Origin of the sequence: Methylobacterium sp. DB0501 (genome assembly GCF_011043735.1) — a bacterium.
Lineage (GTDB): Bacteria > Pseudomonadota > Alphaproteobacteria > Rhizobiales > Beijerinckiaceae > Methylobacterium > Methylobacterium alsaeris.
Genome location: NZ_JAAKGV010000034.1, coordinates 34,252 through 48,332, shown reverse-complemented (window position 1 = coordinate 48,332; position 14,081 = coordinate 34,252). Strand labels below are relative to the sequence as shown.

The 14,081-nt window shown below is 66.4% G+C and carries 14 protein-coding genes and 1 pseudogene; 8 read left to right on the top strand and 7 right to left on the bottom strand.

Annotated elements, in window-relative coordinates:
- The 4 genes and pseudogenes from G4G93_RS32470 to G4G93_RS36655 all read left to right on the top strand — a co-directional run.
- A partial coding sequence (locus tag G4G93_RS32470; protein ID WP_165091354.1) for an ISAs1 family transposase occupies window positions 1-764 on the top strand: 764 nt, incomplete at its 5' end.
- Window positions 765-791: 27 nt separating this feature from the next.
- Window positions 792-1,343, top strand: a pseudogene (locus G4G93_RS32465) (IS5 family transposase); the annotation flags it as partial.
- 527 nt (window positions 1,344-1,870) lie between these two features.
- Complete coding sequence (locus G4G93_RS32460) at window positions 1,871-2,551, top strand: response regulator transcription factor (protein WP_165091352.1); 681 nt, start codon at window positions 1,871-1,873, stop codon at window positions 2,549-2,551.
- Window positions 2,514-3,950 carry a HAMP domain-containing sensor histidine kinase gene (locus G4G93_RS36655; protein WP_165091351.1) on the top strand — a complete coding sequence of 479 codons (1,437 nt, stop codon included), beginning with the start codon at window positions 2,514-2,516 and terminating at the stop codon, window positions 3,948-3,950. Before G4G93_RS32460 ends, G4G93_RS36655 begins: the two co-directional genes overlap by 38 nt.
- A gap of 868 nt (window positions 3,951-4,818) precedes the next feature.
- On the opposite strand, the gene G4G93_RS32450 is transcribed toward G4G93_RS36655, so the two are convergent.
- Entirely contained in the window at window positions 4,819-5,376 is a 558-nt protein-coding gene (locus G4G93_RS32450) for a MucR family transcriptional regulator (RefSeq protein WP_312892315.1), read from the bottom strand.
- A 218-nt stretch (window positions 5,377-5,594) separates the two neighbouring features.
- The gene (locus tag G4G93_RS32445; RefSeq protein ID WP_165091349.1) at window positions 5,595-6,689 is read right to left on the bottom strand and encodes an RHE_PE00001 family protein; all 1,095 of its coding nucleotides are present in this window, start codon (window positions 6,687-6,689) and stop codon (window positions 5,595-5,597) included.
- A gap of 180 nt (window positions 6,690-6,869) precedes the next feature.
- On the opposite strand from G4G93_RS32445, the gene G4G93_RS32440 reads away from it, so the two are divergent.
- From G4G93_RS32440 to G4G93_RS32430, 3 genes are all read left to right on the top strand, one after another.
- Window positions 6,870-8,039 carry a site-specific integrase gene (locus G4G93_RS32440; protein ID WP_165091348.1) on the top strand — a complete coding sequence of 390 codons (1,170 nt, stop codon included), beginning with the start codon at window positions 6,870-6,872 and terminating at the stop codon, window positions 8,037-8,039.
- Window positions 8,040-8,260: 221 nt separating this feature from the next.
- Window positions 8,261-8,545 (top strand): type II toxin-antitoxin system RelE/ParE family toxin, encoded by a 285-nt coding sequence (locus G4G93_RS32435; RefSeq protein WP_246737159.1) that lies wholly within the window; start codon window positions 8,261-8,263, stop codon window positions 8,543-8,545.
- Window positions 8,542-8,868: a DNA-binding transcriptional regulator gene (locus G4G93_RS32430; protein WP_165091346.1), complete on the top strand. Its 327-nt coding sequence runs from the start codon at window positions 8,542-8,544 to the stop codon at window positions 8,866-8,868. The genes G4G93_RS32435 and G4G93_RS32430 overlap by 4 nt, the downstream gene beginning before the upstream one ends.
- A gap of 153 nt (window positions 8,869-9,021) precedes the next feature.
- Here G4G93_RS32430 and G4G93_RS32425 read toward each other — a convergent pair whose 3' ends face one another.
- The gene (locus tag G4G93_RS32425) at window positions 9,022-9,306 is read right to left on the bottom strand and encodes a hypothetical protein (RefSeq protein ID WP_165091344.1); all 285 of its coding nucleotides are present in this window, start codon (window positions 9,304-9,306) and stop codon (window positions 9,022-9,024) included.
- Between the two features lie 250 nt (window positions 9,307-9,556).
- Window positions 9,557-10,102 (bottom strand): hypothetical protein, encoded by a 546-nt coding sequence (locus G4G93_RS32420; RefSeq protein WP_091890594.1) that lies wholly within the window; start codon window positions 10,100-10,102, stop codon window positions 9,557-9,559.
- Between the two features lie 168 nt (window positions 10,103-10,270).
- Between G4G93_RS32420 and G4G93_RS32415 the strand changes: the two genes are divergently transcribed.
- Window positions 10,271-11,974: a type IV secretory system conjugative DNA transfer family protein gene (locus G4G93_RS32415; protein ID WP_165091343.1), complete on the top strand. Its 1,704-nt coding sequence runs from the start codon at window positions 10,271-10,273 to the stop codon at window positions 11,972-11,974.
- A gap of 89 nt (window positions 11,975-12,063) precedes the next feature.
- Here G4G93_RS32415 and G4G93_RS32410 read toward each other — a convergent pair whose 3' ends face one another.
- Genes G4G93_RS32410 through G4G93_RS32400 form a run of 3 tightly spaced genes read right to left on the bottom strand, consistent with a single transcriptional unit; the run spans window position 12,064 to window position 13,897 of the window.
- Window positions 12,064-12,645 carry a hypothetical protein gene (locus G4G93_RS32410; RefSeq protein WP_165091341.1) on the bottom strand — a complete coding sequence of 194 codons (582 nt, stop codon included), beginning with the start codon at window positions 12,643-12,645 and terminating at the stop codon, window positions 12,064-12,066.
- Window positions 12,646-12,651: 6 nt separating this feature from the next.
- Entirely contained in the window at window positions 12,652-13,380 is a 729-nt protein-coding gene (locus tag G4G93_RS32405) for a hypothetical protein (protein WP_165091340.1), read from the bottom strand.
- 13 nt (window positions 13,381-13,393) lie between these two features.
- Window positions 13,394-13,897: a hypothetical protein gene (locus G4G93_RS32400; RefSeq protein ID WP_165091338.1), complete on the bottom strand. Its 504-nt coding sequence runs from the start codon at window positions 13,895-13,897 to the stop codon at window positions 13,394-13,396.
- Window positions 13,898-14,081: the final 184 nt, after the last annotated feature.

Genomic DNA, 14,081 nt, shown 5'->3' with positions numbered 1-14,081 from the left:
GGGATGCCCTTCACGTCGTCTCCGCCTTCGCCGCCCGCCAACGGCTGGTGCTGGCCCAGACCAAGGTCAGCGGGAAGTCCAACGAGATTGCGGCGATCCCGGCCCTGCTCGACCTGCTGTCGATCGAGGGCGCGATCGTCACCATCGATGCGATGGGCTGCCAGCGTGCCATCGCCCGCAAGATCCTCGACAAGAAAGCCGACTATGTCCTGGCGCTCAAGGGCAACCAGGGCACGCTGCACGACGACGTCACGCTCTTCGTCGAGGAACAGAGAGCCCGGGACTTTGCCGATTGCACCATCAGCACGCACGAGACCGTCGAGGGCGATCATGGGCGCATCGAGACCCGGCGCGTGACAGTCATCCATCAGGTCGCCTGGCTTCAGGAGCGCCACGCCTGGCCGGGGTTGAAGAGCCTCATCGTCGTCGACAGCACTCGTGACGCGAGTACCCGTGACGCGGCAACCAAGATCGAGCGTGAGACGCGCTGCTACCTGACCTCGTCACCGCTCGGCGCCGACCGCCTCGGGCCTGCCATCCGGCAGCATTGGGCGATCGAGAACGGCCTGCATTGGATCCTCGACGTCACCTTCCACGACGATCACTCCCGCATCCGTACGGCTCATGCCCCCGAGAACATGCTGACGGTCCGCCACATCGCGGTGAACGTCGCAGCCCGCAAAAAGGGCAAGGATTCCATGCGCCTCGCCCTCAAAACAGCAGGCTGGGACGACCACTACCTCATCAGGCTCGTCGCACCATGACCCTTCACCCGATTCCCCTGCAGATGATCGCGTTATGGGTTCTGGAGCGCCATGCTGGCGAACCTCGCGCAAGCCGGGTGGTCCGGTGAGGCGACAGCCCTCGACGCCACCTATGTCAAAGCTCACCGCGCCGCCTACGGCGGAAAGGGGGCTCGCGCGCAGGACATCGGCCCGTCGCGGGCGGGGCCGACTACCAAGATCCACGTCCTCACCGACGTGATCGGCCGCCCCAGCGTCATCCACCTCACCCCCGGCAACGCTAGCGACGTGAAGACCGCGCCCGCCGTGCAGGCCAAGGCGCCGGGCCGTGTGCGCCGGCTCATCCCCGACAAGGGTGACGATGCCGACTGGCTGCGCCAGGACCCGCGCGAGCAGGGCATCAGCGTGGTCATTCCCGGCACGCGCGCCCGCAAGCGCAAGATACGCCTCGACAAGCAGCGTTATCGCGACCACTGGCGGGTCGAGGCAGTCTTCGGCCGCCTCAAGGACTTCCGCCGCATCGCCACACGCTACGACAAGCTCGCCCGTAACTTCGCCGCGGCTCTCGCCCTGGCCGCCGTCGTGGCGATCTGGTGCTGATTGAATCTCAACTCTAGACAAGATTTTCTATGCCAAGAGTAAATTTTTTGGGCATTCTGAACTCTGAAGGAGGGTGGATGCCATGTCTCGCGACCGTTTCACGAACGAACAGATGCTTTCGCCCTCCGGCTTACGGATCACGGCAGCACGGTGGACGAGATCTGCCGGAAGGTGGGCGTGTTCGAGCCGACCTATTATCGCCGGAAGATGCAGTTTGTCGGCACGGGCGTGCCGGAGAGGGTCTCGGCGGCCATGTAGGGGGCTGTTATCGTTCAGTCACTGCACGGGATGAGGAGCTTGCACGCCGCTGTAATCTAATCGGTCATGCGACGCCTCCGTCCGACCACGCTCGAGCGGCGCTCCTGCTTGTGCTCGATCGGACCCCCAGTCCCACGGATCGCGGAGTGCCGAGGCCGCTGCGCCTCCTTTATGCCCTGAGGTTACGATATTGTATGGATCGCTGGCCCGTGGAGGCGGGTATCATCGGCTGCGCATCTCATCCACACTTCCGGAGGCGCCTGCGTCCTATGAAGGTCTTGCTGATTGAGGATGACGCCGAGACGGCCCACTACGTCGGCCAGGGCCTAACCGAGCACGGCCACGTCGTCGACCACGCTGGCGATGGGCGCGACGGCCTCTTCCTCGCAGCGGCCGAGGCTTACGACGTGATGATCGTCGACCGCATGCTGCCCGGGCTCGACGGTCTCGGCGCGGTAAAGACTTTGCGGGCGGCTGGTGTGCAGACGCCCGTCCTGTTTCTCACCACGATGTCGGGGGTGGGCCAGCGCGTCGAGGGGTTTGAAGCCGGTGGCGACGACTACCTAACCAAGCCCTTCGCCTTTGCGGAGCTGCTGGCGCGGGTCCATGCACTTGGCCGACGCCGCCCGATCGCGCCGATCGAGACGGTGTTGCGGGTGGGCGATCTCGAGATGGACCTGATCGGCCGCAAGGTGCGCCGCGGCGTGCGCGCAGTCGAGCTGCAACCGCGTGAGTTCCGACTGCTGGAGTTCTTGATGCGCAACGTCGACCGCGTCGTCACACGCACCATGTTGCTGGAGAATGTCTGGGAGTTCCACTTTGATCCAAAGACCAACATCGTCGAGACGCACGTAAGCCGGCTGCGATCGAAGATGGACAGGGGATTTGACTGCGAACTGATCGAGACAGTCCGTGGCGCCGGATACTGCCTACGTGCGCCGCGGGTTTAAGTTGCTGCGCGGCAGCGGGGTCCGCTTCGCGCTGCTGCATACACTGGTGTTTGTGATCTCGGTGGCCGCGGTCGGCTTTAGCGCCGAGGTACTGGTCACACACGCGCTCAAGGTCCAGGCTGGTCGGCGAGTCGAGGGCGAGGCGGCCGAGCTCCTCAACGAATTTCGTCAATATGGCAGCGACACGTTCCGCAAACTCATCGACGCCCATACCACTAGCGGTGAGAGCCGTTTGCACTACGCTCTTCTCGGAAAAGATGGGCAGCGTGTCGCCGGAGAGCACCTCGTGGCGCGCGCAGCGGCTCTCGTCCCCGCCGTCGACGCAAGTCCCGTCGCAGAGGCTCGACTCACAGGATCCGACAGTTTGCTGCTGGTGCGAAGGCTCCTGCCCGATGGGACGACCCTCATCGTCGCCGATGACCTTGGCAGCGTCGAGGATGTCGAGGACGTCGTCTCGAACGCGTTCGCGATCGTGCTCGGCATCTCTGTGCTGCTCGGCTTGGCCAGCGGCTTCCTTTTAACGAAGGGAGTGTTGTGGCGCGTCGAGGCTGTGACCCGCACCGCCGAGGCAATTATCGCCGGTGATATGACGCAGCGGGTCGAACAGAGCGGAGCGGGCGACGAGTTCGACCGGCTTGCCACGAGCCTGAACGCGATGCTCGACCGCATCGTGCAGCTGATGGCCAACCTGCAGCAGGTCTCCAACGACATCGCCCACGATCTACGCTCGCCGCTCTCACGCCTGCGCCAGAACCTGGAACACACGCGGACCCACCCGACGACAAACCAAGCCTATGCGACCGCGGTTGAGCGGGCGATCGAGGAGGCGGATGTCCTACTCGCGACTTTTTCAGCGCTGCTGCGCATCTCCCAGGTCGAGGCAGGTAGTCAGCGCGCGGTGTTCCAACCCGTCGATCTGAGCGAGGTGGTCGAGACGGTATGCGAGGCCTACGCGCCCGACGTCGAGGAGGGCGGCCGTATCCTGACCTACGCGATTGTGCCGAGCATCAGGGTCGACGGCGATCGTGAATTGCTGGCCCAGCTCCTGGCCAACCTCATCGAGAACGCGCTCACTCACACGCCGCGGGGCACAACAGTGCGAGTCAACCTCCATTCTCACGGCCCGGTCGATCCGGGGCCGGCTTTGGAGGTGTGCGACGATGGCCCCGGCATTCCAGCCTCTGAGCGCGATAAGGTGCTCCGCCGGTTCTACCGGCTGGAGCGGAGCCGCACGACGCCGGGCAATGGGCTCGGACTGAGCCTTGTCGCGGCAATTGCCAAGCTTCACGGCGCTGACATCCGGCTCTCCGACAGGGCACCAGGCTTAATCGTAGCCCTATGTTTCCCACCGCCTCCTGCTCTAAATCAGGCGACGCGCGAGACCGCGCCGCTCGGGTAGGTGGACGGGCCAGCTTTGCGAACGGGTCTTGATCGTGCCAATCCGCATCACACTTTGCGGTCGAGAAACTGATGCGGGCTGCTCGAGACGAGCTTAGGTGCAGCCGGCTTGGCCTTGGCTACGTCGTCGGCGTCTTTATCGGCTTTCTTCGCTATTCTCTGCGCAGGTGAGGACAATAGGGTGGCACGCGGATTGATTACCCGACCACTGTGATGGGCTGCGCTGACTGACACTGAGGTTCTCCTAGTTCAAGCGGAACGATCCTGTGGAGTAGTATGCCAATAAATCGTTACTAACAATGATTTTGCCGGCAAAATTGGGAAATTGTATTCTGACATACCCAAGGAGAATTTGATGATATTCGGCGAAAAATTAGTTTAAGACCTTGCTGCCGGCACCATCGATGATCGCGAATAGGTCGGTTAGTCTAGCCTTGTAGACGGCCGCGTCTGGAGTGCCAGCGCCCAGCGCTCGATCGATCGCTTATCGATGATCATGGACGCGGCCCGGAAATCGGCTCAAATGCGGCCCGAGCTCGACCTCCATGACCTTCCACCCTGGCCGATCCCGCCCCTGCCCTCTTCCCGGTGAGCAATGCACCCGCGTGTGCGAGGCTGCGACACGGAAAGCTTTCCTACTTCATGGCTCGGTTCAGGATCGAGCAATAACACCGTATCGAGCATCGTACGGACACGCAGAACCCTGAACAGGCGGCGCGCCTACTTGATCCAGTGGATCACGACATCCTCGAGGGCGAAATACACGCCGACCACGGCGATCAGGAAACCTCCCGCAACGAGGAGCACGCCCGAGAGCAACAGCGTGCGTCGGGCACGCTGTCGCGGCCATGGGTTCGTTGGATCCGACGTCACTCGGCTGAGCTGGCCTCGGCCTTTTTCGGTCGGCCGCGGCGTGCTGGCTTCGCGTCCGCGGGTGCGGCGACGACTGGATCCGGGACGGCCCGCTTCTCAGCCGCCTTCTTGGCGGCAGCCCGATCACGCCGGATCTGGCCGAGGCCGAGGCTCTTGGCGAGTTCGGAGCGCTGGGCGGCGTAGGTGGCCGCGACCATCGGGTAGTTGCGGGGCAGACCGTATTTCTGGCGGTACTGGTCGGGTGTCATACCGTTCGACGTCAGGTGCCGCTTGAGCGACTTGTACGGCTTGCCGTCGATGAAGCTGGTGATGGCGTCCGGGGTGACGGACTTGCGGATCTGGGCCGCCGTGACCTTGTGATCCTCGGCCGGTGTGGCGGCAGGCCGGCCGAGACCGCTCAGCGAGGCGTGCACCGAGGCAATCAGGTTCGGGAGTTCAGCGACCGGAACGTTGTTCCTGGTCACGTAGGCCGAAACGATGCTGGCGGCGAGGTCAACGATGTCTGGCTCGGAAGCTTGGAATTCATCTGAGTGGGCTTGGATCTCGTCCGACACGTCACTTCTTTCTGATACGAGGATCTTTCCAGATCCGAACAGGGAAAGTTTTATGAAGGTTCACGAGCCTTGAGCAAGTGCCTGCCAGAGGCCAATCCCCAGCCATCGACGGAATAGGCTGGCTCATCAGCAATCTAGCGCACGCGGTCACCCCCGTGCAGAAATACTTTTTAGGGCGCGCCGCTCTCACGATTTGATTCCGGTCGATGGCGAGCGGCTTACAAGATCCCCCAAGCCCGATAACGTCCTCGACCGGTGAGCTCGCGCAGGCCGAGCTCGGCGACCAGCGTCTGGGCGGCACGCGGCGTCACGCCGAGTTCGTCCGCGATGGTGGTGGCCGAGACCAGCGGGCGGGCCAGCACGAGGTCGATGAGGCGGGGCAGGCTGGAACTCCCCCTCCTTCCCCGCACCTTGAGCAACAACCCCTCGCGCGCCAGCATCCAGCGGTCGTGATCCCTCATGCTTTGCTCGGCCCCCGCGGTGACGGCGTCGAGGATGGCGAGCCAGCGGGCCTGCGGATCGCGTGAGAGCCAGCGGTCCCGGGGCACGCGGCGCAGGGCACTGGCGAGGGCGGGCAGGTGGTGTCGGGCCTTGTCGCGAGCGCGCAGGAAGTCGGCGGCGAGGAGCGGCCCGAGCCAGGCGCGATGCTGGAGCGGCTCGAGGGCGGTCCAGGCGTCGACCGCAATGGTGGCGGCGAGGAGCGGCGGCAAGCTGCGGGTGTCGGCGACGGCGTGGCGCCAGGCGGCGAGGCGTTCGGTCTCGCCCCAGGCTGGATCGTAGACGAGCGGGGACTTCTCCCTCACCGGGCCGGTGTCGGCGAGGCGGCGGCTGGAGCGGGCGATCAGGGCGTCGATGTCGGCGAGCTCGGCGGAGAAGGCGTCGTCGACCTCCGGGAGATCCCCTTCTGCCGTGTCAATGGACGGCGCGGCGGGTGCCGGGATCGCGTCCTGGCCCCCTGCCCCATCCGGATCCTCGGACAGAGAGGCGAGGCCGGCGGGACTGGTGGCCCAGCCGGGCTCGGCGGCGGAGATACGGCGGCGGGTGCGCAGGACCGCGTGTGCGCGGGTGAGCTCCTGGGAGGGGGCGTGCCGGTCGCGGCCGGCATCGTGAAGGACGAGATCTTCGAGGAGCACGAGGTCGCCCTGGAGGGCGAGGCTGGCGCAGGCGTCGGCGAAGGCGGTGCGGGCGGCCCAGCCGTGGCGGATGGGGCTGGTGGCGAGGTGTTGGTCGAGGCGGGCCAGCGCGTCCTCGGCGGCAGCCAGCGGCGGGGCGAGGGCGGCCCAGGGGAACGGCTCTAGCAGGCGATAAACCATTGCCAGAGCTGTATCAGCACACCACGACGGAAGCGATTGGGCATTTCGCTTCGCGCACCTGTACGAGTGCGCGAGGGACACTCTGACCATTGATAATGTCCCCTTATCGGTGGTGATGGACGCGCGGCCGAAACTCCGCTCCAATGCGGCTCAAGCCCCGTGCTGAAGCACCCATCCGCGATGTCCGATCCCATCCCTGCCCTCCTCCCCGATCCCACCCTCGCCCGGGAGCGCGACCTCGACGCCCTCGCCGGCCTCCTCCCCTTCGACGCTCGTGAGCGACTCGCCGCCCTCGTCACCGACGAGGACGCCGCCACCCTCACGCACCTCGCCCGCTCCGGCATGGGCAAGAACACGCTGCGGGCGCTCGCTTCCGACCTCGGCTACCTCGAGGCCTGGTGCCTCGCGGCCACCGGCCACCCTCTGCCCTGGCCGGCGACCGAGGTTTTGGCGCTGAAATTCGTCGCCCATCACCTCTGGGACCCGGCCGAGCGCGAGAGCGACCCGCGCCACGGCATGCCCAGCACCGTCGAAGATGACCTGCGGGCCCGCGGCCTGCTGCGGGTCGCCGGCCCGCACGCGGTCTCGACCGTGCGCCGGCGCCTCGCCCATTGGTCGACTCTCCACCGCTTCCGCGGCGTCGAAGGGCCCTTCAAGGGCCCGCGCCTTCGCACCGCCCTCTCCCTCGCTGTCCGGGCCAACCGCCGGCCTCGCACCCGCAAGAGCGCGCGGGCGGTCACCGCCGCGGTGATCGAGCAATTGCTCGCTACCTGCCTGTACGAGCATCGCCTGGTCGATGCGCGTGACAAGGCGCTGTTGCTGGTCGCCTTCGCTTCCGGCGGCCGACGCCGGGCCGAGGTTGCCTCCTTGCGGATCGAAGATCTGACGCACGAGGCGCCCGTGCCGCGCGATCCGGCCGATCCGGACAGCCCGATGGTCGCGAAGATCACGATCCGGCTCGGACGCACCAAGACCACGACGGCGGACGACGACGCCCGTGTGGTGGTGATCGGGCGCGCCGCCACGGCTCTGCTCGACTGGCTGGCCCTCGCCAAGATCGAGAGCGGGGCGGTGTTCCGGCGGATCGACCGTTGGGGGCGGCTCGGCACGGCGGCGCTCGACCCGCAGAGCGTGAACGCCATCCTGAAGGCGCGTTGCGCCCGGGCCGGGCTCGACCCGGCGCTGTTCTCGGCTCACGGTTTACGGTCGGGGTTCATGACCGAGGCGGGGAAGCAGGGCGTACCGCTGCCCGAAGCGATGCAACTGTCCCAGCACCGCTCGGTGCAGCAGGCGGCGCGCTACTACAATGAGGCCGAGATCGACAGGGGCAAGGCCGTCCGGCTGATTTGAGGGAAACAGGCAAGGCTCGGACAAAAGCTCTCCCTGATCAGGCCACACCAAAGGTTGCGACCTCCTGCCGGAAAAGGCCGTGGTCGCTCAAAGCGCATCCCCACGCGTCGTTCGTGAGGCATGGAAGTTAGCGCGAACCCCTACAATGTCGTAACGTGTTGATGTAGTATGGGGTCATGAAAGTCGTCCGGCTGAAGCCCTATGTCCGGGCGATGAGGAGCATGGGGCTCAGCGAGGAGGCTCAGGCTGCGATCGAATTGTCGATCGTCCGAGCCCCTGAAGCGCACCCCATGATCCGTGGTCTACGTGGGGCTCGTAAAGCGCGTTTCCCTCTGCCTGGACGTGGAAAGAGCGGGGGTGGGCGCACCGTCTACTACGTCGCGGTCGCGCCAGGCGTGCTGTTCATGATGACGGCCTACCCGAAGAATGAGCGGGATGACCTCTCACCGGAGCAACGCAAGGCGATCCTCGAAGCGATCGCGAGCATCAAAGGAGTCGAATCATGACGCAGAGCCCTCAGCAGCCTGCCGGCTCCCGGGTCGGTGACGATCTGGTCGAGGCCTTTCAGGAGATGGCCGCCTACCTGCGCGGTGAGGTCGAAGCCGAGAGCTATGAGGTGCCCGATGATGTACTGACGCCCGAGCGGGTGCAGGCGATCAGGCGCAAGGTGGCTCCATCGACGAAGGAGTTCGAGCGGCAATTTCGGATCTCGGCGAGGACGATGGAAGCTTACGAACAAGGGCGACGTCGACCTGACGCCGCGATGCAGACGCTCTTACGCGTGATCGAGCGTGAGCCAGATGCTGTGCGCCGAGCTCTCGCGTCTTAGTGTGCGGACGGATGCTCTACATCAGGTCCAATCAGCACAACGGCGAGAACGTTGTAATCCAATATCAAACAAGATGTTATATTATATCCGAAGTCGTATGAGCAGGATCTAGGCGTTTGAAAATTAAATCGGTGACCATGAACGTGTTGAGACTCAATAACCATCGTGTTCTGCCTCAATCATACTCATGCGCAGCCGCTTCCCAATTTGGATCTGCGGGCGGGGCCGCAATGGCGAAGGTTTATTCTTCAATCCGCGCGCGAACATCGACAAGAACTTGCTGACCGCCCGCTCAATAGCCAAGCCCTGCCATAGGATCAGCAACCAGGGCGAGGACAGCGCTGCGGACATCGGCGCCTGGATTAGGCAGGCACGGGCTTGCAGCGACCCCGCCTTCGCGACATTCGCCGCGGGACTGGACGGGGACATCGCTGCCATGAGGGCTGCTTTGACAGAGCCCTAGAGCAGCGGTCACGCCGGAGGCCAGATAAACCGGCTCAAGCTCGTCAAGCAGCCATGCTAAGGACGGGCAGGTCTATAGCCCCTGAAGCGCCACATGACCCTCGCCACGTGATCCACGAAAAACGAGCAAGAACCATAGAAATCGAGCATTCCCAGTCTGTTCCGACCGACCAACAGCGTGTCGAACTGATGATCTAGCCCTCTCGCCTGCTTGACTATCTCGCGTTCACTCAGGCTTGTTGCAGTCCTTCACGTAGGTATCAGACAGAGGGGCGATGTTGCACTTCTCTGGAATTTCGTCGAGCGGCCGCCCAACGCACGGACGCATGTCACAGGAACTCACGAGCCAACCGTTCTTGATGTCGCCAGGCCGCACGTCGATGTGCGAAGCTGTCCAGGCCAGGCCGTAGGCCGGAACCAGGATTTTGCACTCGGCATCGCTGTAGAGGATCCGGTGACGCTGCCGGCTGTGCATCTGCTCGGCAAAGCGCACCAAGATCTGATCCTGCCGCGTTTCAATGAAGCGGTTATACTCGACAAGCCAGGCATCGTACTGCCTCCGGTTAGGCTCCTTCAGGTGGTCGAACATCGACTCGAGACCAAAAAGCCAGGGCGTGCGCATCCGATCGAGCCGACAGGCGTTCCTGGCCGCCTGAATCAGAGCCGGATCGTCAACTGCGAGCGGCGGTGCCTCCTGGGCTGACGCCGGCGCGGCCAGAGCAGTCAGCATGAGCAACGAGAGGGTCAGGGCGGAGGGAAGGGACTGGGTCATCGCAGCTCGATCGTGTGTGCCGGCCGCTCTATGACAAGGGCAACTCTAACGAAGCGTTGTCTCCGGTCCCGCTCCGATCAAGGTGGTCAACAGTTGCTTTGTGAGTTCGCTCAAGGTTGAGCTACGCCGTATCCAGTATGCTCAAGCCTCCGGCTCTATGCCATCGCCATGCATCGCCCCGACCTTCCTCTCCGCGCCGGCCTCGTCCTCGTTGTCGTGCTCGCCACTTTCCTGCTCGGCTACCCGGCCGCGTATCTCGCGAGCCACGGCCTCGACGCGCGGGTCTGGCCGGCCTTGCGAGGAACCCCGGCCGACTGGTTCACGCCGGAGGGCAGCGGCCTGCGCGCTTGGCTCGCCGCCTTTGTCCGCATAGCCGGCACTTATCTCAACATGGCGCTCGGCCGCGCGCAGGCGCTCCCCGGCGGCGGCCGCGAGGCCTTCGTCCTCGTCTGGGGAGCCGCCATTGCGCTCGGCAGCCTCATTCTGATGGGCGGACGCCTCGTGCCACTGCGCCACCGTCTGCGCCGCTTCGGCGACGCGCAGTTCGCCTCGCCGCGCGCGCTCGCCCGCATGCGCAAGGGCATCGAGCTCGGCCTCGATCCGGATACGGGCCGAGCGGTGCGCGTACAGGTCGAGGGTAACCTGCTCACCATCGCGCCACCACGCACGGGCAAGACCAGCGGCTTGATCCTGCCCAACCTCGCCTTCCCCGAACCGGAGGCCTGGGCCGGCCCCGCCGTGGTGATCGACCCCAAGGGCGACGTCGTGCGCGCCGTACGCCGACGGCGCGAGAGCATGGGTCAGACGGTCTATGTGCTCGATCCGCTCAGCCTCGCCCACGGCACGGATCGCTGGGACCCGCTGCTCGGCCTCGATCCCGAGGACGTGCTGGAACTGCAGAGCATGGCCCGTGCCCTCCTGCCGGAGACCGGCCAGACCAGCGACGCCGGTGCCTTCTTCCGCGACCGAGCCGGTGTCCTCATCGTGGCAGCGCTACAATGCGTGATCCGGGCCGGACAGGGTGCGCCCGAGGCCGCCGCCCTGGTGCGCGATCCCGAGGCGCTGCGCGCGGCGCTCGAGGGGCACGGCGACGCGGTCGCCTGCGACGCGCGCGGCATCCTCGACTCCGACGACGAGAAGAGCCGCGCCAGCATTCTCACGACCGCAGCGCAGGGCTTCAGCTGGATGCTCGACCCGCGCATGCAGAGGATCGTGACCGGTCATAGCTTCCGCCTCAACGCGCTTTGCGCGGGCGACGCCGACCTCTACATCGTGCTGCCGGCCGACGATCGCCGCAAGGAGATGGCGCCCTACGTGCGCTGGCTGCTCGCTGCCCTGTTCAGCACCGTGCGGCGCAGGCCTGTCGCCGAGCGCCTTCTGGTCATCATCGACGAGGCCTACGTGCTCGGGCGCTTCGACGCGGTCCTGCGCGGGGCCGGCGAGCTGCCGGGCTACGGCGTGTCGTTGTGGACCTTCTGGCAATCGGAGGCGCAGATCGTCGACACCTATGGTGAGGCGGGTGCGGCCATCCTGCGCGATACGGCCGAGGCACTGATGCTGTTCAACCTCTCGGGCGCGCAGGGTGCCGAGCGCGAGCGCTGGTCGAACGCGCTCGGCACCTTCACGGGCGTGCAGGAGACGATCTCGCGTGATCCGACTACCGGCCGGGAGACGAAGAGCGTGGCGCCCGGACCTGAAGCGCTGGTGCCAGCCTCCGAGCTCGCTCGCCTGACCCAGCGCCACAGCCTGGTCTTCCTCAACAGCGCGGCCTACACCACCGACCCGCTCAAGCTGCGCAAGACCTTCGCTCACCGTGACGCGCGCTTTGCCGGCCTGCTCGATCCGGTGGCGCCGGTGCGGGCGACCGCCTGAAGGCGGTCCCCGGGACCGTTCGGCAGTCCTCGCGCGAGGGCCTCAGCCTCCCGGGCGGCTCGGGCGAGGATGGACCAGGGCTGGTCGGTCTATCGGGCGAAGTCGAGCCCGGTGCGCCAGACTCTGCCGTGTCCGTAGCCCTGACCCGGATACCAGACCCGCATCTGCGCCACGTCGGTGCCGAGCTGCTCGACCGCGACCCAGCTCCGGGCCGGCACGGTGTAGGCCTGCACGCGGCCGTCCGGCCCGACCACGTTGCTGGCCAGCGTCTGCGTCGCGATCGCTACGCGCGGTGTGTTGGACCAGGCCGTGGAGAGGCAGACGCCGCCGAGGGCGACGAGGCCGAGCACGGCCGGGTGCAGGAGCTGGCGCAGGAGCGCTGTCCCAAGACGTCGGCCGAGCGCCTGCAGCCGACCGCCCGGCCGCCAGCGGCGGCGTGGCCGGACGAGGCTCGCCTGGAGCGAGCGGCGCAGGCTGACCCGATCCGGACCAATGAGAGCCGGGTCGTCGAGGTGGGTCAGACGCTCGCGCGGCGCCAGTCGCAGGAGCTCGGCCAGCCGGGCGCGGCTCGCCTGCTGCACCCGCTGCGTGGCCGCGCGCTCGGCCTCTTGCGCTGCTTGCAGGCGCGCCTCGACCGTGGAAGGCTGGGTCCGAGAAGGCGGACGTGCCATGCGCCCTCAGCCCTCCAACCAGCGCGCGGCCGGACCGGCGGCCTGCATGGCCTTGGACCGGAAGCCGGTGAGGTCCTCGATGATGCGTCCCGCCTCGGCAAAGCCGTAGCGCCCGGTCAGGCTGTCCTCGGCCGCCGTGAGATCCTCGCCGATGAAGCGCAAGCCGCCCTTCTGCAGGAGCTCGTTGGCGCGCTCATCCAGGCTGAGCTTCTCCAGTCGGGTCAGGGTGACATCCTTGGCAAAGGCCTTCAGAGCCTTCGAGTCGATCGCACCCTCGATCTGGTTCTCCACGGCAAAGCGCGCCGCCGTGAAGGGGCGGGCCAGATCGAGCAGGACGGGAGCGTTGGCGAGCGCACCGGGTTCGCTGGTGAGCACGACGAGGAGGGCGAACTCGACGCCGCGGCGAGCGTAGCGCGCCTGCGCCTCGCCGATCAGCGGGAGGAGCGAGCCGGCCGTGTTGGCGCCGACATCGACGATGACCGGCCCTTGTGCTCCGGCGATGGCGTTGAGCGGCCCGTCGAACTCGGCCCGCGCGGCGGCGCCACCCGTGCGGTTGATCTCGCCGCGCTCGGCCCGCACGGGGAAGAAGCTGACGCGATCCTCCAGCTCGATCAGGCGGCGGTTGGCCTCGATCTCGATCAGGTGAGCGGAGGGCAGGCACTCGGCGAGCGCGCGCACCAGCACGGTCTTGCCGGAGCCGCCCTTGTCCTGGGCAACGAGGAGGATGCGGGGCATGGACGGACCTTCTTCAGGACTTCTTCAGGAGGCGGTGGAGATCGTGCAGGCCGGCACGCCGGATCTCTTCCTCCGTGGCGCGCGCGCCGGGTCCTGGCGGGGCAGGGCGAGCTGGCAGCGGGGCCGGTGTGGCTGAGGGCGGCAGCGAGGTTGCGGGTGGGCTGGGTGAGATCGCCTCAGGCGAGACGGTGAGATCGGGCCGTGCGCGGCGTCGGGCCTCGCGCTCGGCCTTGCGGCGCTCTTGAGCCTCGACCTGGGTGACGATGGCGGTGAGCCGCGTGGCGGTCAGGGGCTTGCCCGCCCCCTGTGTCACCCCTTGTGCGCTCATGGCCTCGGCGATAGCAGCCCAGGTCACGCCGGCCGCGCGCAGCTCGCGGATGACGGGCAGGCCGGCGCGCACGGCGCGGGTGACGCCGGTGGTTTCGCGGCCGATGCCGGCATCCGGCCTCTGGGCCTGGGCACGCTTGGCATCGCGGGCCAGGCGCTTGGGATCGAGGCTCTTGGGATCGGGGGGCATGCCCCTTGCGCTAGGGGCCCGCCGGTTAACGGCACCTTGGCTGCCAGGCATTGCCAGGGCTACCAGCCTCTGCCGTTAGTTTTGCCGTTAAAGAACCATAGCCTTCGTAGGATCACACCACACGCACTGAAGCTGCTTTTTGCCAACCGTACCGAGGTGCAGGGCGGAGGGAGGCCGGCTTGGC

Bases quoted from the DNA above. Each gene is read 5' to 3' on its own strand.
- G4G93_RS32425 (WP_165091344.1), bottom strand. From the start codon at position 9,306: ATGGCAGCGATGTCCCCGTCCAGTCCCGCGGCGAATGTCGCGAAGGCG.
- G4G93_RS32460 (WP_165091352.1), top strand. From the start codon at position 1,871: ATGAAGGTCTTGCTGATTGAGGATGACGCCGAGACGGCCCACTACGTC.
- G4G93_RS32415 (WP_165091343.1), top strand. From the start codon at position 10,271: ATGCATCGCCCCGACCTTCCTCTCCGCGCCGGCCTCGTCCTCGTTGTC.
- G4G93_RS32435 (WP_246737159.1), top strand. From the start codon at position 8,261: ATGGGGCTCAGCGAGGAGGCTCAGGCTGCGATCGAATTGTCGATCGTC.
- G4G93_RS32445 (WP_165091349.1), bottom strand. From the start codon at position 6,689: ATGGTTTATCGCCTGCTAGAGCCGTTCCCCTGGGCCGCCCTCGCCCCG.
- G4G93_RS32400 (WP_165091338.1), bottom strand. From the start codon at position 13,897: ATGCCCCCCGATCCCAAGAGCCTCGATCCCAAGCGCCTGGCCCGCGAT.
- G4G93_RS32410 (WP_165091341.1), bottom strand. From the start codon at position 12,645: ATGGCACGTCCGCCTTCTCGGACCCAGCCTTCCACGGTCGAGGCGCGC.
- G4G93_RS32420 (WP_091890594.1), bottom strand. From the start codon at position 10,102: ATGACCCAGTCCCTTCCCTCCGCCCTGACCCTCTCGTTGCTCATGCTG.
- G4G93_RS32440 (WP_165091348.1), top strand. From the start codon at position 6,870: ATGTCCGATCCCATCCCTGCCCTCCTCCCCGATCCCACCCTCGCCCGG.
- G4G93_RS32405 (WP_165091340.1), bottom strand. From the start codon at position 13,380: ATGCCCCGCATCCTCCTCGTTGCCCAGGACAAGGGCGGCTCCGGCAAG.
- G4G93_RS32430 (WP_165091346.1), top strand. From the start codon at position 8,542: ATGACGCAGAGCCCTCAGCAGCCTGCCGGCTCCCGGGTCGGTGACGAT.